The following is an 18,455-nucleotide window of genomic DNA, read 5'->3' as shown; positions in this document are numbered from 1 at the left end:
GGGCGGCCGCGGGGGCCGGCTCGGACCCTTCGAAGAGCCGGGCCCCCGTCACACCCGCCGCCGCCCCGGTGACCGCCGCGACGAGCGCGGCGGCCACCAGCAAGCGTCCCCTGGGCGGGGCCTTGGGTGTCGGCGGGGCCGTCCTGGGAACCGTGCCGCCGGGCATCACGACCAAATCGGGGCGGTCCTCCATCGGCAGGGTGCGGAACTCCGGCCCGCGCGGGCTGCCCAGCCCCCTCATGGGAGCCTCGAGAACCACAACATCGACGTCACCGCCGCGATCAACGCGGAGATCAGGCCTGCCGCCACGAACCATTGCCAAACCTCCTGACGCTCGGTCCGGTAGCCGACCGAGGTGCCGATGTCGTCGTAGACCGCCTGCAACTCGTCGCCGCTCGCCGCCTCGTAGAAGCCGCCGCCCGCCGCCTGGGCCAGGCCGCGCAGCGCGGGCCCGTCCACCGGAACCGGCACGTCGCGGCCGGAGAGCCTGATGGTGCCGTCCGGTGTGCCGTACGCGATGGTGGTGACCGGGATGCCCCGGTTGGCCGCCTCGGCCGCCGCGTCGGAGAGCGTGCGGCCGGTGGTGTTGGAGCCGTCCGACAGCAGCACGATGTGCGCGGGCGGCACCTCCTCCTCCGTGTCGAGCGAGGCGATGGCCTCCAGCGAGGAGTAGACGGCCTCGCCGATCGCGGTGCCGGAGGCCGTGCTGAGCCGGTCGAGCGCCATCAGCACCGTCTGCCGGTCCGTGGTCGGCGGCACGGCCACCGAGGCCGCGGACGAGAACGACACCAGCCCCAGGTTGAACCGCTCGGGCAGGCCCTGCACGAACTGCCTGGCCGCCTGCTTGGCCGCCTCGAACCGGTTCGGGGAGACGTCGGTGGCGCCCATGGACGCGGACACGTCGAACGCCACCATGATCGTCGCCCGTTCCCTGGGCACCGTCACCTCGGCCGTCGGCCGGGCGAAGCCCACCACGAGCAGGGCGAACATGAACAGCAGCGCCACCGCCGGCACGTGCCGCCGCCAGCCCGGCCCTCGCGGCGCGACCTTGTCGAGCAGGTCGAGGTTGGTGAAGCGGACGGCGTACGCGGTCCGCCGCAGCGCCACCACCACGTAGGTGACGGCGAGCAGCGCCACCGGAATGAGCAGCAACAACCAGATGGGTGCGAGCAACGTCACGCCACATCACCTCCCCTGGGCGGCCCGTCCGTCCTCGGACGGGTGGACAGGACGGGGGTGGCGGCCAGCGCGGCCAGGCGGCGCTGTCTCATGACGTGCTTGACCAGGTCTCGCACCCAGTCCCGGTCGGTACGCAACCGCAGGTGGGTGGCACCGGCCCGGCGCATGGCCTGCGATATGGCATCGCGTTGCGCCTCCGCCGCCTCGGCGTACCTGCGCCGCAGCCGCGCGTTGGAGGTCGCGACCTCACGTCGCCGCCCGGTCTCCGGGTCGATCAGCGTCAGGATCCCCACGTTCGGCAGGGCCAGCTCGCGCGGGTCGAGCACCTCCACGGCCAGCACCTGGTGCCGGGCGGTGAGCTTGCGCAGCGGCAGTTCCCACGTCTCCGGTGCGTCCAGGAAGTCGGACACGACGACCATCAGACCGCGGCGGCGTACCACCCGGCCCAGTTGCTCGGCCGCCACGCCGAGCAGCGGCTCGGCCACCCCGGGCCGGGTGCGGGGCAGGGCGAACGCCGCCTGCAGCAGCGCCATCAGGTGCGGCCGGCCCGTCCTGGCGGGCAGCGTCCTGACGCCGCCGCCGTGCAGCATGTGGGTGCCGATGCGGTTGCCGGTCCGCTGGGTGAGGAAGCCGATCGCGGCCAGGGCGGACAGGGCCAGCTCCCGCTTCTCCATCGCCGCGGTGCCGAAGTCCATGCTGGCGGTGGCGTCGAGCAGGGCCCAGATCTCCAGCTCGCGGTCGGCGACCAGGTCGCGCACATGGGGCTCGTTCGTGCGGGCGGTGACGTTCCAGTCCATCCGCCGCACGTCGTCGCCCGGCTGGTACGGCCTGGTCTCCGCCGGCTCGCTCCCGGGACCCGGCAGCAGCCCCAGATGTTCGCCCTGGAGCAGTCCATCCAGCCTCCTGGTGATCGTCAGCTCGAGCCTGCGCAGCGCGGGCTCTGCCATCAGGTACGGCTTCATGCCACGGCTTCCTGCTGATGCGGCGCCTCGGGATGCCCCTCGTGCTGCTGCGGGGCGATGACCGGCAGCGGCACGGCGGCCAGCACCCGCTCCACGATCTGCCTGGGCATCACGCCGTCGGCCAGCGCGTCGAAGGAGAGCACCAGCCGGTGGGCCATGACGTCGTGCGCCACGTCCCGTACGTCCTCCGGCAGCACGTAGTCGCGCCCCCGCATGAGCGCCAGCCCGCGGCCGGCCGCCAGCAGCCCGAGCGTGGCCCTGGGGCTCGCGCCGAACGCCAGCAGCCGCCGCACGTCCTGCACCCCGTACCGGTCGGGGTCGCGGGTGGCGTAGACGAGGCGGACGGCGTACTCGGCGACCGCGTGATGCACGAAGACCTGCTCGGCCCGCCGCTGCAAGGCGGCGACCAGGGCGGGGTCGAGGATCTGCTGAGGTGTGGGCGGGTCCACGCTCATGCGGTAGACGATCGCCAGCTCCTCCGATTCGCTGGGATAGTCCACGTCGATCTTCATGAGGAAGCGGTCGCGCTGCGCCTCGGGCAGGTGGTAGACGCCTTCGGACTCGATCGGGTTCTGCGTGGCCAGCACCAGGAACGGCGTCGGCACGTCGTGGGTGACGCCGCCGATGCTGACCTGCCGCTCGGCCATGATCTCCAGCAGGGCCGACTGCACCTTCGCGGGAGCCCTGTTGATCTCGTCGGCCAGCAGCAGGTTGGCCATGACCGGGCCCAGCTCGATGTCGAAACTCTCGGTCGACGGCCGGTAGATCCTGGTGCCCACGATGTCGGACGGCACCAGGTCGGGCGTGAACTGGATCCGTGCGAACGTGCCGCCGACCACGGTCGCCAAGGTCTCGGCGGCGAGCGTCTTGGCGATGCCGGGCACGCCTTCGAGCAGGCAGTGCCCCTTGGCGAGCACCGCCACGAGCAGCCGCTCGACCATGTGATCCTGCCCGACGATCACCCGCTTGACCTCGAACAGCGCTCTTTCCAGGAGCGCGGTATCCGTCATGGCTGCACGTCCGTCAGGGGGCAGTCGTCCACGACGACCCGTAGCTCCAGCGCGTTCGGCTCGGGTTCGGCGAACGCGGCGCTCCCCGTCATCAGCGCCGCACCGACGGCCAGCAACACAACAGCGAAACGAGATGTACGCATGGTTTCCCTTGTCCCTCGTATCGGCCCTCATATCGGGCTTAAGAGGCATGTCATCAGGCGACCGCGAAAACCGGCGTAACCCTCGCCTTTACACGATTTTTCGGTGGAGCGGGGTAGACCTCCGGCATGACGCCCATCCAGCGCTATCTCGCAGAAGAGGTGGCCCACGACCACGTGGATGGCCTGATCCCACGCCGCGAGGCGCTGCGGCGACTCGCGCTGCTGGGCCTGGGCCTGCCTGCCGCCACGGCCCTCCTGGCCGCCTGTGGCGCGCCCGAGGAAGCGGCCACGCCCACCACCACGGCGCCGAGCTCGCCCGCCCCGGCCACCACGACGGCGAGCCCGGCGGGGCCTTCGCCGCTGCCTACGGAGGCGATCACGTTCGCCGGGCGCGAGGGCACGACGTTGCAGGCCGCGTGGGCGGCCGCCGAAGGGGACGCCAAGGGTGCGGTCCTGGTGATCCACGAGAACCGCGGCCTCACCGACCACATCCGCTCGGTCGCCGGCCGCCTGGCCGCCAGCGGCTACTCGGCCATGGCCGTCGACCTGCTGTCCCGGGAGGGCGGCACCGCGTCGTTCACCGACACCGCGCAGGCCACCGCCAAGCTCGGGGAGATCCCGCCGGAGCGGTTCGGGGCCGACATGAAGGCCGCGGTGGGCGAGCTGGGGCGGCGTGCCGAGGGGGCGAAGCTCGGCATGATGGGCTTCTGCTTCGGCGGCGGGATGACGTGGTTGCTGCTGTCGTCCGCGGAGCCCCGCCTGGCCGCCGCGGCGCCGTTCTACGGGCCGCTGCCGGACAACGCCGACATGGCCGGCACCAAGGCCGCCGTCCTCGGGATCTACGCTGAGCAGGACGATCGCGTCAACGCCAGCAGGGACGCCGCCGAGGCCGCCCTGGAGAAGGCGGGGCTGACGCACGAGATCGTGACGTTCCCCGGGGTCGGGCACGCGTTCTTCAACGACACGGGACAGCGGTACAACGCTCAGGCGGCCGCCCAGGCGTACGAGCGGGTCCTGGCCTGGTTCGACCGCCATCTGTCCTGATCATCCCGGCCGCCCGGAAGGGGCCGGTCACCATAGGACGGCCACCCCCGCGAAGGGGGTGGCCGTCCGTCATGCACGGGTCAGCCGATCAGATACTTCATCACCTTCTTCAGGGTCGCGTTCCGCTCACTGTCTCCGGCCAGTTGCTCCAGCCCGAATCCGAGCAACACCGTGTCCTTGGTGGTCACGGCCGCCGTCTTGTCGGCCTCGGCCCGGGCGAAGTCGCCGCCGCCGGTCGGGCTGCCCGCCGGAGGTCCGGGGATCGCCCACGGGCCGAGCCCGCTCTCGAAGCCCTCGGCGTCCAGCGTGCCAGAGCTCGCACCCGTGGTGGTCACCCTGGTGTCGTCCACGAACGCGCCCACCCCGCCGGTGGCCGGGTCGGTCACGTAGCTGATCGACACCTCGACCTGCTGCCCCGCGTAAGCGGACAGGTCGAAGGCCACCTGCTGCCAGCCGCCCGAGTTCTCGGTGAACCGGTTCCACGAGCCGCTGGTCCCGGTGGCCGTGCAAGGGTTGCCCGGGGTCAGGTAGTGCAGCAGCCACGGGTGCTCCTCCAGGAGGAACCCGGCCTCGCACTCGGTGGGCACCGTGGTGTCGGTGCCGCCGTTGAGGTCCGGCAGCGTCGTCCAGTTGTCCTGGCCGACCGTGTGGGCCTCGACGATGACGTTGTCGTACCCGGGCTCGGTGTCGAAGGACAGCTGGAACGCCAGCTGCGGCTGCTGCGCCGCCGTCACGGAGCCCAGGTTGATTGTCCTGGTCAGCCGCATGTACGAGTCGTCGGCGTGCGAGCCGTTGATGTACCACTGGCCCTCGATCGGGTCGAACGGACCGGGGGTACCCAGCCGGTAGTCCGCCGCCGGTGTGCCGGTGAAGCGCGGGAAGTCCGTGCCCATGGGCAGCAGGACGCCGGCCTCGTCCACCGGGTTGTCGACGGTGGCCGGTCCGCCGAACGTGCCGCTCGTCCCGGCCAGCGGTCCCGTGCCGGTGAAGCCGGTCGGGTTGCCGCGCGGGATACGGCCGCCGACGCCCAGGTAGTACTGGGTGAAGTCGTCGGCAAGCAGCAGGCACTCGTCGAACAGGCCCTGGATGGTGGTGATCACGCAGTCGCCGTCCGGGTTGCCGTCGATGCCGTAGTAGATGCCGCCGACGATGGTGTCGAGAATGCCGTAGTACGCGGCGGTCTCGCCGGTGTAGAGGAGTTTGCCGCCCTCGTTGAGGTAGTCGCGGATGGCGACCGTCAGGTACTGCTGCGACGGCTTGACGTCGGCGTCGGGCAGGTTGCCGAGCGGCGTGACCGTCACCAGGTCCTGCTGGTCCATGGACAGCCGGTTGTCGCCCAGCTCCCAGACGAGCCCCTTGAAGTGCGACAGCACGCCCAGGTGGTGCGGCACGCCCTGGGAGTCGACGTCCCAGGTCTCGGACGCGTACCCGGCGGCCTTGAGCGCCTGCTGGTACTTCGCGGTGTACTTGGGCGCGGTCACCGAGGGCGGGTAGTCCGGGTTGAAGCCGGTGTAGTCCTCGTTGGCGATCACCAGGACCTTCGCCGGGGAGTCCTTGGCCAGCGTGTAGGTGAAGTGCGGGCTGGAGACGACACCGGTCCCGGGCTTGAAGCCCTGGAACCAGACCTCGACCTTGTCGCCCGGTTTCGCCCCGCTCACGGTGCCCCGGTATTCCGCGAAGTACAGGTCGTTCTCGCCGCCGTACCGCTCGCCGCCCTTCCATTCGCTGAGCGGCCTGATCTGCGCTGGGCCGCCGTTGATGCGGAAGCGCAGCACCTTGGCCGCCAGGGACCGGCGGGCGGTCACGGCCACGGGCTGCGGGTCACCGTACGAGACGGTGAAGGAGTCCGGTGCGAAGTCGGGCACCGTGCGCCCGACCACGGAGACCGGCTTGTCCGGCGTGTGCACGGTCTTGGCCGCGGCCAGAGCCAGGGGGACGTTCATGGTGAACTCCTCCTGGATCAGCTCCTCGTCGTCGGGGAAGGTGAACCCGAGCCCGCCGGCACAGTCCTCGAGCGTCCACTCGTCGTTGGGGTTACGCTCGGCCGCCGCCTCGCACGTGGACATCTCCGGCGTGATCGACATGATGCCGCGCAGGTTGGTCATGTGGCCGTCGGTCTCGCCATTGGTGGTATAGAGCTCGGCACCGATGTCCGGGTCGTACGTCGGCACCGCCGGGTTCGCGTCGTCACCCAGCATGGCCTCGAAGATCAGGTCGTCGGGCGACGGGGTGGCCTGCTGCCAGCCGATGCCGTACAGCAGCAGCATGGCCGCGGAGTGGTAGTTCAGCAGGTACTTGAACTGCACCCGCTTGGTGAGGTTGTCCAGCGCCACGGTCTCCGGCTCCGACTGGGCCGCCGCGCCGCGGTAGGTCTGGCTGGAGATGAGACTCGACGAGCCCTCGTCGTCGTAACGCCACTTGTAGGCGAAGTTACGGTTGGGGTCGACGCCGTCGTTGCTGGTGATCTGCCCGTCGCCGTCGTTGTCCCGCAGGTTCTTGCGCCACAGCCGGTTGTCCGGCGTGAAGGTGTAGTCGTAGCCGTCCGGGTTGGCGACCGGCAGGAACCACAGCTCCGTCGTGTTGACCAGCTGCGTCAGCTCGGCGTTGCTCCCGTAGCCGTCGAGGAAGTGGTGCAGCAGCCGCCGCACCATCTCAGGCGTGATCCACTCGCGGGCGTGCTGGGCCGCCATGTACATCATGGCCGGCCGGCTGCCGTCACGCAGCTTGCGGGCGTCCTTGGTCACCTTGATCGCGGTGATCGGCGTGCCGTTGAGGCTGTTGCCGAGGTCGACGACCTTCGCGATGCCCGGCTTGGCGTTGGCCGCGGCGATGATCTCCTCGCGGATGCCGCCCGCGCCCGCATACCGTTTGAAGACCCCGTCGCCCTTCTGCGCGAGCCGCGCCCTGTTCGCGTTCTGGGCGGTGAGGGAGATGCCTTGCTTGGCGAGCGAGTCGGCCAGCGCGGAGGCGAGGATCACCTCGATGGTGACCTTGCCGTCGGCCCGCTTGACGATCCTCATCTCCTCGCGGTCCACGCCTGCCGCGACGAGCCTGGCCATCTGGCCGGCGGTGAGCTCGCCGGTGTAGACGAACACACCGTCGGGTCCGGCCGCCGGTTCCGGTTTCTGCACCGCCGAGGCAGGGGGTGCGGTGACCGAACCGAGTAACAGAAGCATGCCGGCGAACATGATGAGTATGCGCTTCATCGCGCCTCCGAGAAGTCGGCCCCCGAATACCGCTAGGGATGCCCGCAATCTCCGTGTCTGCCGGACTCTTGTCAATCATCACGGCCACATCCGGTCAATCCTGATCCGGTGCGAGTCCGGCTCCGTACAGTTCCGCGAATGGGCGTCGTGGAACCACGGAGCCGGGCGAGCGTGCGCGCGTCGCGGCGTGGGCCCTCGCCTGCGATCACACACCCGCTGCCAAGCGAAGGGCCGCCGGCCGAAGTACGGCAGGCGGCCCCTTCATCCAGGAGTCAGTCGTTCAGATGCTGGCGGAGATACGACTCCACGCCTTCGATGGAGATGCGCTCCTGGGCCATGCTGTCCCGCTCGCGGATCGTGACCGCCTGGTCCTCCAGCGTGTCGAAGTCGACCGTGATGCAGAACGGCGTGCCGATCTCGTCCTGACGCCGGTAGCGGCGGCCGATGGCGCCCGCGTCGTCGAACTCGACGTTCCACCGGCGGCGCAGCTGCGCGGCCAGGTCACGGGCCTTCGGCGACAGGTCGGCGTTGCGCGACAGCGGCAGCACCGCGGCCTTGACCGGGGCGAGCCGGTGGTCGAGCCGCATGACCGTGCGCTTCTCCATCTGGCCCTTGGCGTTGGGCGCCTCGTCCTCGCTGTAGGCGTCCAGCAGGAACGTCAGCGTGGCCCGGTCGACACCCGCCGCGGGCTCGATGACGTAGGGGACGTAACGCTCCCCGGTGTCCTGCTCGAAGAAGCTGAGGTCGACGCCCGACGCCTTGGAGTGGGCGGTCAGGTCGAAGTCGGTACGGTTGGCGATGCCTTCGAGCTCACCCCATTCCGAGCCGGCGAAGTTGAATCGGTATTCGACGTCGACGGTGCGCTTGGAGTAATGGGACAACTTCTCCTTGGGGTGCTCGTAGAGCCGGAGATTGTCCTTGTTGATGCCGAGATCGGAGTACCAGCGGAAGCGCTCGTCGATCCAGTATTGGTGCCACTCCTCGTCCGTGCCCGGCTTGACGAAGAACTCCATCTCCATCTGCTCGAACTCGCGGGTGCGGAAGATGAAGTTGCCCGGCGTGATCTCGTTGCGGAACGACTTGCCGACCTGGCCGATGCCGAACGGGATCTTCTTACGCGCCGACTGCTGCACGTTGAGGTAGTTGATGAAGATGCCCTGCGCGGTCTCGGGGCGCAGGTAGGCCAGGCCCGACTCGTCCTCGACCGGGCCGAGGAACGTCTTGAGCAGGCCGCTGAACTGCCGAGGCTCGGTGAAGGTGCCCTTGTTGCCGCAGTTGGGGCAGGTGATGTCGGCCAGGCCGCCCTCCGGCGTCTTGCCGTTCTTCTCCTCGTACGCCTCGATGAGGTGATCGGCCCGGAAGCGCTTGTGGCAGGACAGGCACTCGGTCAGCGGGTCGGTGAAGGTGTCGACGTGGCCGCTGGCCCGCCACACCTCGGGCGCCAGGATGACGCTGGAGTCGAGGCCGACGATGTCCTCGCGGGCCTGGACCATCGACAGCCACCACTGCCGCTTGACGTTGCTCTTCAGCTCGACACCCAGTGGACCGTAGTCCCACGACGCGCGCAGTCCGCCGTAAATCTCGCTCGACGGGTATACGAGCCCGCGGCGTTTGGCGAGGCTGACGATGGTGTCCATGACGTCGGTGCGTCGTGCCATTGTGGTTGGTTCTCTTTCCGGCTGGAGGTCGGCGAGTGAAATTGATGAGCTCCCAGCTTAGGGGACGCCCACAGGTTCTCGCGCGCGAGAATTGTCTACGCGCCGTCCTGTAGGTAAACGTCCTCGAACGCGCTGGGCTCGTTGACCATGAGAATCATCAGCGGATACATCACCATCCTGGCGGCGGAGAGCGCCCTGCGGTAGAACCCGGCCCCCTCCCACTCCGTGACCAGCGCCCACAGATTGGGCTCATCGACCGACCGGGCCAGCCTGCCACGCTGGTAGCCGGGTTGGGCGGCGAACGTCTCGAGGATGGTGTGGCCTTGCTTGACGAAGTCTTGGGACTGGGACTCTGGGACGGTGTATCGGATCACGGCGAGCACCTGACCAGCCTAGAGGTGAACCAGCTCCACCACGGGCCCATAGGTGAGGTGTTCGTCGACGCATCCCGCGCAGGTGTCACCCCGAGTCCCGTAGGCTCGGGGCGTGGCTGCGAACAACAAGCGCCCGCTCCCCCAGGGGGAGCGGTTCTTCACGCCGGGCGCGACCGGACTGCGCAAGGCCGTGGAGCAGCGGAGCTCGGTGCCGATGACCTACCTGTTCACGCAGGTGCCCCGGTGGGTGCCGCCCGTGCTGCTGGTGGTGCTGATGCTGGCCGGGTTCGCCGTGACCAACCCGCTGGGCGGGGCGGCGGCGCTGGTCGTGCTGGCGTTCGTGGCGTGGCTGGCGTATCTGTCCTGGCCGTCGCTGCGGGTGGGCGCGAAGGTGTTGCGGGTCGCCATGATGACCTTTCTGGTGCTGCTCGCGGCGACCCGCTTCGGCCTGATCTAAGCCAACCCTGATCCAGGGCGACCCTAGATCCGAGGCAGCAGGGTGTAGTGGGGGAAGTTGCCCGGGAGGCGTTCGGCGTCCGGGCCCACGGTCACGGCCCTGACCAGGAGGTCGCCGCCGACGAAAGCGCCGCGCCAGGAGGCGCCGAGGCCGCCGAAGAGCTCGTCGCGGTCGCCTCGTGAGCGCGGCCGGTTGTGACCGACCTTGAAGGCCCGCACCTCGGGCGACAGCCGGTGGAAGGTCTCCTCCTCGTCGCAGGACAGGGTGGCGACGAGGGCGCCGTTGCTGGCGTTCATGGCGGCCAGCAGCTCCGCTTCGGTGTCCACCAGCACGATCGTGTCGGCCGGGCCGAAGGGCTCGGCGTGGTGGAGTGGCGAGGACGGTGGCGGGTTGAGGAGGGCCGTCGGGGCAAAGTAAGCGGAAATATCTTGCCCCGGCAGGAAATGTCCGGCGTCGAGGGACGCCCGATGGATCGGCACGCCGCCCCGCGCGATGGCCTCGTCCACCTGGTCGGCCAGTTCCTTGGCCTTCGAGGCGTTGATCAGCGGGCCGAAGTCCAGCTGAGGCAGCGGGTCATCGGGGTCTTCGACGGCGAGCGGGTGCCCGAAGCGCAACGATCCGACCGCCGCCAGATATGCCTGCAGGAACTCGTGGAACAACGACCGCTGCACCACGAACCGCGGGTAGGCCGTACACCGCTGCTTGCCGTAGTCGAACGACGCCCAGATCTGCCGGGTGAGCAGGTCCCACTCGCCGTACTCCCACACGCCCCAGCAGTTGAGCCCCTCCTGCTCCAGCACGTGCCGGCGCCCGAGGTCGGCCACGGAGGTGGCGACCTTCGCCCCGGCGCTTCTGCCGCCGACGAACGACACGCATCCGAGTGAGCGTCCCGCCACCAGCACCGGCGACAACTCCGAGCCGCCCCCGCTGACCAGCGTGAACGGCAGCCCCTCCCGCACGGCGAGCGCGCAGGCGAGGGTGAGACAGCTCAGGCCCCCGTCCGTGGGGGTCTTGGCGATGACCGCGTTGCCGGCCAGCGCCTGCACGAGCATGGCGTGCATGAGCACGCTCATCGGATAGTTCCAGCTGGCGATGTTGCTGACCGGCCCCGGCAGCGGCGTGCGGCCCCCGACCATGCGGTCGACCTCGGCGAGGTACCACCGCACGCCGTCCAGGCAGCGGTCCACGTCCGCGCAGGCCGTCTTCCACGGTTTGCCGATCTCCCAGACCAGCAGCAGGGCCAGCAGGTCGCGGTGGGCCGCCATGGATTCGACCGCGGCCGAGACCATGGCCTTGCGCTCGTCGAGCGGCAGGTGCCGCCAGCGCCGGTGCTCCTCGACCGCCCCGGCCACCGCCCGCCCCGCGCCGGCCCGGTCCAGCCTGGGCGGCCCGGCGATGGCGGTGCCGTCCAGGGGCGAGAACCCGGGCACGGGGCGCCCGTCGCGGTGCCAGACGCCACCCCAGTGGTTGAGCACCCGGTCGTCGTGGAAGGCCTCGGGCGCCGCCGCACAGCAGCGGTCGTACGCGTCCCGCCAGGCCGTACCCGGTTTGAGCCGCATGTGCATCCCTCCTCAGTCGGACCAGTCGGCGGTGATGAGCTCGGGCAGCGGCTCGAACTCCTTGATCGCTTCCAGCGAGGGCCCCATGGCGGCGTTGGCCTCGCGCTCGACCATCACCTCGACCAGGACAGGCAGCCGCTCGCGCGCCGCCTCGGCCGACGCCCATGCCAGCGCGTCCCGCAGGTCCCCGGGCACCTCCACCCGGCGGGCCGGGCAGCCGAACGCCTCCATCGCCTTGACGTGGTCGATGCCGCCCTCGCCGTAGTGCAGGTCCACGGCGTAGTTCATGCCGTACGGGATCTCGGCCTGCCTGATCAGCCCGAGGTACTCGTTGTTGATCATGACGATGACGAACGGGATGCGGTACTGGGCGGCCACCGCGATCTCCTCCATGAGGAACTGGAAGGAGTAGTCGCCCACCACGGCCACGACCTGCCGCTCGGGATGGGCGCACTTGACACCCATCGCGGCCGGGATCTCCCAGCCCAGCGGCCCGGCCTGCCCGCACACCAGGTAGCGGCGCGGCAGGTAGGTCGTCTGGAACTGGCCCGACCAGATCTGGTAGAGCCCGATGGCGGTGACGAACGTCGTGTCCCGGTCGAAGAACTCGTTGATCTCCTTGAACACCCGTGGCGGCTTGATCGGCACGTCCTCGAAATCGTCCCGGCGGCCCATCGTGCGGCGCAGGTCGGCGACCTTGCGCACCCACGTGCCCGGGGCTCTCCTGTCGGTACGACGGCGCGCCTCGTCCAGCAACTCCGCCAGCACCGGCCGGGCGTGCCCGACGATCCCCAGGTCGGGCTCGAAGACCCGGCCGAGCTGCGTGGGCTCGATGTCCACGTGGATGAACGTCCGGCCCCTGCGGTAAACGTCGAGGTCGCCGGTGTGCCGGTCCCCGAAGCGCGCCCCCACGGCCAGCACCAGGTCGCTTTCCATGAACGCGGCGTTGCCCCACCGCGTCTGGGTCTGGATGCCGGCCATGCCGGCGAACAGCGGGTGGTCCTCGGGGAAGGCGCCCTTGCCCATGAGTGTCACCTGCACCGGCACCTGCAGGTGCTCGGCCAGCGCACGCAACTCCTCGGTGGCGTCGCCGATGATCACTCCGCCGCCGGCCAGGATGATCGGCCGCCTGGCCGCCGACACCATGTCCACCGCCGCGCGCACGGCCCGGGGCAGCGGCCTGGGCACCTCGACGGGCAGCGGCGCGTCCAGGTCCCGGTCGTACAGGCAGGTGCCACGCTGCACGTCGATCGGCAGGTCGATGAGCACAGGGCCGGGCCGGCCGGACCGCGCGATCCTGAACGCCTCCCTGAACACCCACGGCGCCTGGGCGGGCTCCTTGAGCTGCACCGCCCACTTGGTCACCGGCCGGGCGATCTCCACGATGTCGACCGCCTGGAACGCCTCCTGGTGGAGCTTGGAGGTCTGGGCCTGGCCGGTGATGCAGATCATCGGGATCGAGTCGGCCAGAGCGGTGTAGAGGCCGGTGATCATGTTGGTGCCGGCGGGGCCCGACGTGCCGATGCAGACGCCGACGTTCCCCGTCACCCGGGCCCAGCCGTCGGCCGCGTGGGTGCCGCCTTCCTCGTGGCGTACCGTGATGTGCCTGATCGAGCTGTGCTGGAGCGCGGCGTAGAGCGGCAGGATGGCCGCCCCGGGGATGCCGAAGACGGTGTCCACCCCCTCCGACTCCAGCACCGCCACCACGGCCTCCATGCACGGAATCCGATTCATCTGTTGAGCCTTTCGACGACCTTGAGCAGGGCGGAGTGGTCGAGCGAGCCGTGGCCCTGCGCCCTGGCCGCGGCCACGAGCTGGGCGACCTGCCCGGTGAGCGGCAGGCTGACCCCGGCCTCGCGGGCGGCGGCGAGGGCGATGCCCATGTCCTTGTGGTGCAGGTCGATGCGGAACCCGGGGGCGAACTCGCGCTTGACCATGGTGTGCCGCTTGAGCTCCAGGATCCTGGAGCCGGCCAGGCCGCCCGCGAGCACGTCGAGCCCGCCCGCCGGGTCCACGCCGGACGCCTCCAGCAGCACGATGGCCTCCGCCACCAGCCCGTAGATGCCGCCGACGACGAGCTGGTTGGCCGCCTTCACGGTCTGGCCGGCGCCGGCGGGGCCGACGTGCACGACGGTCGTGCCGAGCGTCGACAGGATCGGGCGGACCGCCTCCACGTCTTCGACGGCGCCGCCGACCATGATCGACAAAGTGCCGTCGACAGCGCCGCGCTCGCCGCCGCTGACCGGGGCGTCCATCGCCCGTACGCCGACGGCCGCCGCCTGCCGCGCCACCCAGCGGGAGGTCTCCGGCTTGATGGTGCTCATGTCGACGTAGAGGAGGTTCGGGCGGCCGTACTCGATGACCAGCGGCGCGACCTCCTCGACCTGCGGCGAGTCGGGCAGCATGGTGATCACGACGTCCGCGCCGGCGACCGCGTCGACCACGCTCGACGCGCCCTTGCCGCCCAGGCCGGCGAGCTGGTCGGTGCGCTCGGCGCTCACGTCATACCCGGTCACGACATGTCCGGCTTTGAGGAGGTTGGCCGCCATCGGGCTGCCCATGATCCCCAAGCCGACGAACCCGATGTTCATCCTTGCCTCCAGTCGAACGCGCCCGGCCCTTCGTGCCGGTACTCCAGGCCGATGTGTCCCCGATAGCCCGCGGCCTCCAGCCGCGCGAAGATCTCCGGGTACGGCATCCGCCCGGTCCCCGGCCGTCCCCTGCCGGGGTCGTCGGCGATCTGCACGTGGCCGAACCGTGCGCAGTGCCGGTCGATGAGCGCGAGCACGTCCTCGCCCATGCGGTGCAGGTGGTAGAGGTCGGCCAGGAAGGCCACGTTCTCCCGGTCCACCTCGTCGATCAGCTCGAACGCCGCCTGCGACGACGTGATCGGATAGTTCGGGTTCTCGTGGGAGTTGAGGGCCTCGACCACCACGGTCGCGCCGATGCCGGCCGCCGCGTCCGCGGCCCTGCGCAGGTTGGCCACGGCCAGGTCCCTGTCGGTGTCCGGGCCGTTGCCGTACAGGGCGTTGAGCACTCCACAGCCCAGCTCGCCGGCCAGCCGGACGGCGGCCTCGATATTGGCCTGGAACCGGGCCGAGCCGTCCGGCCTGGCCAGCAGGCCGCGCTCGCCCGCGGCCATGTCGCCGGCGTCGAAGTTCAGCCCGGCGAGCCGCACCCCGGCGTCCTCGACGGCCTGCCGCAGCGCCGCCAACTCTGCCTCGGTCGGGTCGGGGCCGTCGAACGGCCACCACAGCTCGACGGCGTCGAACCCGTGCTTGGCCGCCGCGGCGGGCCGCTCCAACAACGGCAGGTCGGTGAAGAGAATGGACAGGTTGACATCGAACCTCACGACATACGTGTTCATGGCCTCACTCCGTGAGGCGGGCTCGGTCGCCATACGCCGCCGCCTTCCCCCGCTCTGGTCGCTCCGCTCCCGCCGCTCCTCCAGACGACGGCACTCCCTCGCTCAGAGCGGAGCGCATGAGGCGGGCTGTCTCCGACGGGGTTCGGCCGACCCGCACCCCGACCGCTTCCAGGGCCTCTTTCTTGGCCTGCGCGGTGCCGGACGAGCCGGACACGATGGCGCCCGCGTGCCCCATGGTCTTGCCCTCCGGCGCCGTGAAGCCGGCGACATAGGCCACGACGGGCTTGGTGACGTGCTCGGCGATGAAGGCAGCCGCCCGCTCCTCGGCGTCGCCGCCGATCTCGCCGATCATCACGATGGCGTCGGTGCCCGGGTCGTCCTGGAACGCCCGCAGGCAGTCGATGTGGGTGGTCCCGACGACGGGGTCGCCGCCGATGCCGACGGCGGTGGAGAAGCCGAGGTCGCGGAGCTCGTACATGAGCTGATAGGTGAGCGTGCCGGACTTGGAGACCAGGCCGATGCGGCCGGCCGAGGTGATGTCGGCGGGGATGATCCCGGCCGACGACTGCCCGGGGCTGATCAGGCCGGGGCAGTTGGGCCCGATGATCCTGGTACGCCCGTTCGCCAGGGCGCGGAACCGTACCGCGTCGTGCACCGGGACACCCTCGGTGATCACCACGCACAGCGGCACGCCCGCCGCCACCGCCTCCTCCACGGCGCCGCCGGTGAACCTCGGCGGCACGAAGACCACCGACACGTCCGCCCCGGTCTCGGCCATCGCCTCGGCCACGGAGCCGAACACCGGCACCGTACGCTCGCCGAAGTCCACCGATCGCCCGCCCTTGCCGGGGGTCACCCCGGCCACGACGTCGGTACCCGCGGCCAGCATGCGGGACGTGTGCCTGGTGCCCTCCGCGCCCGTCATGCCCTGCACGAGCACCCGGCTGTCCTTGGTCAGAAAGATCGCCATCTCACGCACCTGCCGCGAGTCTGGCCGCCGTCTCGGCGGCGCCGTCCATGGTGGAGACCTGGCGGACGGCCGGGTGCCGGGCCTCGCTGAGGATGCGCCGCCCCACTTCCGCGTTGTTGCCGTCCAGCCGTACGACGATGGGCCTGGCGTGGCCGCGCTCGCCGAGGAGCTCGAGTGCCGTCACGATGCCGTTGGCGACGGCGTCGCAGGCCGTGATGCCGCCGAAGACGTTGACCAGCACCGAGCGCACGTCCGGGTCGGCCAGGATGATCTCCAACCCGTCCGCCATGACCTGGGCGGACGCGCCGCCGCCGATGTCCAGGAAGTTCGCGGGCGCGGCCCTGCTAATGGCCTCACTTCGTGAGGCGGCCACCACGTCCAGGGTGCTCATGACCAGGCCCGCGCCGTTGCCGATGACGCCGACCCGGCCGTCCAGCTTGACGTAGTTCAGACCCTTGGCCCTGGCCCGGTCTTCCAAACTGTCCGTGCGTTCGGCGTACTCCCAGGCGTGCCGGAAGTACGCGTTGTCGTCGAGGGTCACCTTGCCGTCGAGCGCCACGATGTGCTGGTCGGTCGTGCAGATCAGCGGGTTGACCTCGACCAGCAGCGCGTCCTCTTCGACCAGCACCCGCCACAGCTTCTCCAGCGTGTCGGCCGCCTGCTCGGGCAGGCCGCTCTTGGCCGCCAGCAGCCGCGCGGTGTCCGCGTCCACCCCCGTCACCGGGTCGATCGGCAGTTTCACGATGGCGTCGGGGTCGGTGGCCGCCAGTTCCTCGATCTCCATGCCGCCCTGGCCGGACACCATCGCCAGGAAGCCGCCTTCGGTGCGGTCCACCAGGAAGGCCGCGTAATACTCCTCGAACGGCACGGTCGCCGCCTCGACCAGCACGCGGCGGGCGACGTGACCCTTGATGTCCATCCCGAGCACGCGGGCCGCCTCCTGCTCGGCCGAGACCGGCCCCGCCGCCGGTCTGATCCCGCCTGCCTTGCCCCGTCCACCGGTCTTCACCTGGGCCTTGATGACTACGGGCGCGTTCAGCTCGGCCGCGATCTCGCGGGCCTCGGCCGGGGTGGCCGCTACTCTGCCTGCCGGGACCGGGATCCCGTGACGCCCGAAGAGCTCCTTCGCCTGGTACTCGTACAGGTCCATTCGAGCCTCCTTTGTCTACGGTATACCGTATGGAGTATTCTCCGTCTAGGGTCTCGACAGGGCTCGGTCTTCTGGATATTCCATACGGTATGGAGAATGCAATCAGGGACTGGCGGGGGCGCGTGTACCTCCCCGCGCCCGTGCCCGCCGACCGCACCCGCATGTTCTGGCTGGCCTGGGGCGCCATGGCGACCATCAGTCCGCTCCAGTACGGCTACGCCGCACTCCTCGCCCAGCAGGGCGCCGGGCTGACCCTGCTGGCGGTCTGGATCGCCGGCCAGGCCGCGGGCGCGCTGCCCGCACTCCACCTGGTCCGCCGGGGCCGGCTCGGAGTACGCCACGCGCTGGCCGCGGGCGCCGCGCTGAGCGGGCTGGGCCTGGCCGCGGCCGGACTCACCGGCCCCGGCCTCGCCGCCGCAGGGCTCACCGGGTCCGGCTTGCTCGCGCCGGCGATCGCCGGCCCCGGCCTGATCGCCCTCGTCGGCTACGCGCTGCTGGGCGGACTGGGTGCCGGCCTGGTCTATGGGGTCTGCGGCGAGGTCGTCTCCTCCTGGTACCCGGAGCGGCCCGCCGCCCGGGTCGGGCTCATCACCGGCGCCTTCGGGTACGGCGCCGTCCCGCTGCTGGTGTGGGCCGGGATCGCCCCGGGGGCGACGCCCGCCGCCTTCCTCGTCGCCGCGGTCGTCGCGGTGACCGTCATCGGCACGGCGGCCCGGCACCTGCGGCTCGCTCCCGCCCTGTGGTGGCCCGACGACGTGGACCCGCGCACGCATGCTTTGAACGCCGCGCGGCTACGCATCACGCCGGATGCCGCCAAGCAGTTCAAGCTGCCGCAGGCGCTGCGCACCCGCACGTTGCCGGCGCTCGCCCTCATCCTGACGTGCGCGGGCGCAGTGTCGGTGTTCGACGTGATCGTCGTGGCCGGCACGGGCTCGTGGGCCGCGGTGGCCCTGCTGGTGGCGCTCAACGGCACGAGCCGCTCGGTGGCGATGCGTTGCTCGGAGTTGTTCGGCCGGCGGCGGGTGCTCGCCGCCGTCCTGGGCGCGCTGGCGCTCGGCCAGCTCCTGCTCGCGGCCGCCACCCTGGACGCCGCGCCGCCGGCCACCGGCCCGCTGGCAGATGCCGGCGGGGCGGTGCAGGCGGGCGTGGCGGCGCCGAGCGAGGGCTGGGCGGGTGGCGTGCTGCTGTGGCTGGGCGTCATCGCGGCGAGCGGGGGCCCACGCCGTCCAGGTCGTTCCGGAACTTTCACCGCACGCAGATATGAACAAGGTGAACAGAAGGTGAACAGAAAGAGAACATTGGGGTGATCGGCGGGACGGTTTCGGGCGCGCGATAGGGGCGTACAGAATGGCGGGAAGGGGGCGCCAGCGGGAAAA

17 protein-coding genes are annotated in these 18,455 nt (G+C 70.6%); 3 read left to right on the top strand and 14 right to left on the bottom strand.

Features of this window, described 5'->3' with window-relative positions:
• From ETD86_RS42005 to ETD86_RS55945, 5 genes are all read right to left on the bottom strand, one after another.
• The coding region (locus ETD86_RS42005; protein ID WP_211370648.1) for a hypothetical protein at positions 1-241 on the bottom strand (241 nt) is incomplete at its 3' end.
• Positions 238-1,179, bottom strand: coding sequence for a VWA domain-containing protein (locus tag ETD86_RS42000; protein WP_138672211.1), 942 nt, complete (start codon positions 1,177-1,179; stop codon positions 238-240). The genes ETD86_RS42005 and ETD86_RS42000, both read right to left, overlap by 4 nt.
• Complete coding sequence (locus tag ETD86_RS41995; protein ID WP_138672210.1) at positions 1,176-2,141, bottom strand: DUF58 domain-containing protein; 966 nt, start codon at positions 2,139-2,141, stop codon at positions 1,176-1,178. Before ETD86_RS41995 ends, ETD86_RS42000 begins: the two co-directional genes overlap by 4 nt.
• Complete coding sequence (locus ETD86_RS41990; RefSeq protein WP_138672209.1) at positions 2,138-3,151, bottom strand: AAA family ATPase; 1,014 nt, start codon at positions 3,149-3,151, stop codon at positions 2,138-2,140. The genes ETD86_RS41995 and ETD86_RS41990 overlap by 4 nt, the downstream gene beginning before the upstream one ends.
• Positions 3,148-3,294 carry a hypothetical protein gene (locus tag ETD86_RS55945; RefSeq protein WP_170223546.1) on the bottom strand — a complete coding sequence of 49 codons (147 nt, stop codon included), beginning with the start codon at positions 3,292-3,294 and terminating at the stop codon, positions 3,148-3,150. Before ETD86_RS55945 ends, ETD86_RS41990 begins: the two co-directional genes overlap by 4 nt.
• A 126-nt stretch (positions 3,295-3,420) precedes the next feature.
• Here ETD86_RS55945 and ETD86_RS41985 point away from each other — a divergent pair, with 126 nt between their 5' ends.
• Positions 3,421-4,338 (top strand): dienelactone hydrolase family protein, encoded by a 918-nt coding sequence (locus ETD86_RS41985; RefSeq protein ID WP_138672208.1) that lies wholly within the window; start codon positions 3,421-3,423, stop codon positions 4,336-4,338.
• An 80-nt stretch (positions 4,339-4,418) separates the two neighbouring features.
• Here ETD86_RS41985 and ETD86_RS41980 read toward each other — a convergent pair whose 3' ends face one another.
• From ETD86_RS41980 to ETD86_RS41970, 3 genes are all read right to left on the bottom strand, one after another.
• Entirely contained in the window at positions 4,419-7,544 is a 3,126-nt protein-coding gene (locus ETD86_RS41980) for a M14 family metallopeptidase (RefSeq protein WP_138672207.1), read from the bottom strand.
• 272 nt (positions 7,545-7,816) lie between these two features.
• A complete protein-coding gene (locus ETD86_RS41975) occupies positions 7,817-9,202 on the bottom strand; it encodes a glycine--tRNA ligase (protein WP_138672206.1) in 1,386 nt (461 codons plus the stop codon).
• 95 nt (positions 9,203-9,297) lie between these two features.
• A complete protein-coding gene (locus ETD86_RS41970) occupies positions 9,298-9,576 on the bottom strand; it encodes an antibiotic biosynthesis monooxygenase family protein (protein ID WP_246149075.1) in 279 nt (92 codons plus the stop codon).
• Between the two features lie 112 nt (positions 9,577-9,688).
• On the opposite strand from ETD86_RS41970, the gene ETD86_RS41965 reads away from it, so the two are divergent.
• Complete coding sequence (locus ETD86_RS41965) at positions 9,689-10,033, top strand: DUF6703 family protein (protein WP_138672204.1); 345 nt, start codon at positions 9,689-9,691, stop codon at positions 10,031-10,033.
• A gap of 23 nt (positions 10,034-10,056) precedes the next feature.
• On the opposite strand, the gene ETD86_RS41960 is transcribed toward ETD86_RS41965, so the two are convergent.
• The 6 genes from ETD86_RS41960 to sucC are packed head-to-tail and all read right to left on the bottom strand — an operon-like array spanning position 10,057 to position 17,079.
• The gene (locus tag ETD86_RS41960; protein WP_138672203.1) at positions 10,057-11,598 is read right to left on the bottom strand and encodes an aldehyde dehydrogenase family protein; all 1,542 of its coding nucleotides are present in this window, start codon (positions 11,596-11,598) and stop codon (positions 10,057-10,059) included.
• A gap of 6 nt (positions 11,599-11,604) precedes the next feature.
• A complete protein-coding gene (gene gcl, locus ETD86_RS41955; RefSeq protein ID WP_138672202.1) occupies positions 11,605-13,326 on the bottom strand; it encodes a glyoxylate carboligase in 1,722 nt (573 codons plus the stop codon).
• Positions 13,323-14,183, bottom strand: a complete 861-nt coding sequence (locus tag ETD86_RS41950; protein ID WP_138672201.1) for an NAD(P)-dependent oxidoreductase — start codon at positions 14,181-14,183, stop codon at positions 13,323-13,325. Before ETD86_RS41950 ends, gcl begins: the two co-directional genes overlap by 4 nt.
• A complete protein-coding gene (locus tag ETD86_RS41945) occupies positions 14,180-14,959 on the bottom strand; it encodes a hydroxypyruvate isomerase family protein (protein WP_138672200.1) in 780 nt (259 codons plus the stop codon). The genes ETD86_RS41950 and ETD86_RS41945 overlap by 4 nt, the downstream gene beginning before the upstream one ends.
• 4 nt (positions 14,960-14,963) lie before the next feature.
• Positions 14,964-15,929: a succinate--CoA ligase subunit alpha gene (gene sucD, locus ETD86_RS41940; protein WP_246149073.1), complete on the bottom strand. Its 966-nt coding sequence runs from the start codon at positions 15,927-15,929 to the stop codon at positions 14,964-14,966.
• 1 nt (position 15,930) lies between these two features.
• Positions 15,931-17,079: an ADP-forming succinate--CoA ligase subunit beta gene (sucC, locus tag ETD86_RS41935; protein WP_138672199.1), complete on the bottom strand. Its 1,149-nt coding sequence runs from the start codon at positions 17,077-17,079 to the stop codon at positions 15,931-15,933.
• Positions 17,080-17,168: 89 nt separating this feature from the next.
• Between sucC and ETD86_RS41930 the strand changes: the two genes are divergently transcribed.
• A complete protein-coding gene (locus ETD86_RS41930) occupies positions 17,169-18,386 on the top strand; it encodes an MFS transporter (protein ID WP_138672198.1) in 1,218 nt (405 codons plus the stop codon).
• The last annotated feature ends 69 nt before the right edge of the window (positions 18,387-18,455 follow it).

Source organism: Nonomuraea turkmeniaca (genome assembly GCF_005889735.1).
GTDB lineage: Bacteria > Actinomycetota > Actinomycetes > Streptosporangiales > Streptosporangiaceae > Nonomuraea > Nonomuraea turkmeniaca.
The sequence above is the reverse complement of the archived record's forward strand: the minus strand, read 5'-3'. Positions and strand labels throughout refer to the sequence as shown.

Bases quoted from the DNA above. Each gene is read 5' to 3' on its own strand.
- ETD86_RS41990 (WP_138672209.1), bottom strand. From the start codon at position 3,151: ATGACGGATACCGCGCTCCTGGAAAGAGCGCTGTTCGAGGTCAAGCGG.
- ETD86_RS41975 (WP_138672206.1), bottom strand. From the start codon at position 9,202: ATGGCACGACGCACCGACGTCATGGACACCATCGTCAGCCTCGCCAAA.
- sucC (WP_138672199.1), bottom strand. From the start codon at position 17,079: ATGGACCTGTACGAGTACCAGGCGAAGGAGCTCTTCGGGCGTCACGGG.
- sucD (WP_246149073.1), bottom strand. From the start codon at position 15,929: ATGGCGATCTTTCTGACCAAGGACAGCCGGGTGCTCGTGCAGGGCATG.
- ETD86_RS41945 (WP_138672200.1), bottom strand. From the start codon at position 14,959: ATGAACACGTATGTCGTGAGGTTCGATGTCAACCTGTCCATTCTCTTC.
- ETD86_RS41930 (WP_138672198.1), top strand. From the start codon at position 17,169: ATGGAGAATGCAATCAGGGACTGGCGGGGGCGCGTGTACCTCCCCGCG.
- ETD86_RS41960 (WP_138672203.1), bottom strand. From the start codon at position 11,598: ATGCACATGCGGCTCAAACCGGGTACGGCCTGGCGGGACGCGTACGAC.
- ETD86_RS41985 (WP_138672208.1), top strand. From the start codon at position 3,421: ATGACGCCCATCCAGCGCTATCTCGCAGAAGAGGTGGCCCACGACCAC.
- ETD86_RS41980 (WP_138672207.1), bottom strand. From the start codon at position 7,544: ATGAAGCGCATACTCATCATGTTCGCCGGCATGCTTCTGTTACTCGGT.
- ETD86_RS41995 (WP_138672210.1), bottom strand. From the start codon at position 2,141: ATGAAGCCGTACCTGATGGCAGAGCCCGCGCTGCGCAGGCTCGAGCTG.
- gcl (WP_138672202.1), bottom strand. From the start codon at position 13,326: ATGAATCGGATTCCGTGCATGGAGGCCGTGGTGGCGGTGCTGGAGTCG.
- ETD86_RS41950 (WP_138672201.1), bottom strand. From the start codon at position 14,183: ATGAACATCGGGTTCGTCGGCTTGGGGATCATGGGCAGCCCGATGGCG.
- ETD86_RS55945 (WP_170223546.1), bottom strand. From the start codon at position 3,294: ATGCGTACATCTCGTTTCGCTGTTGTGTTGCTGGCCGTCGGTGCGGCG.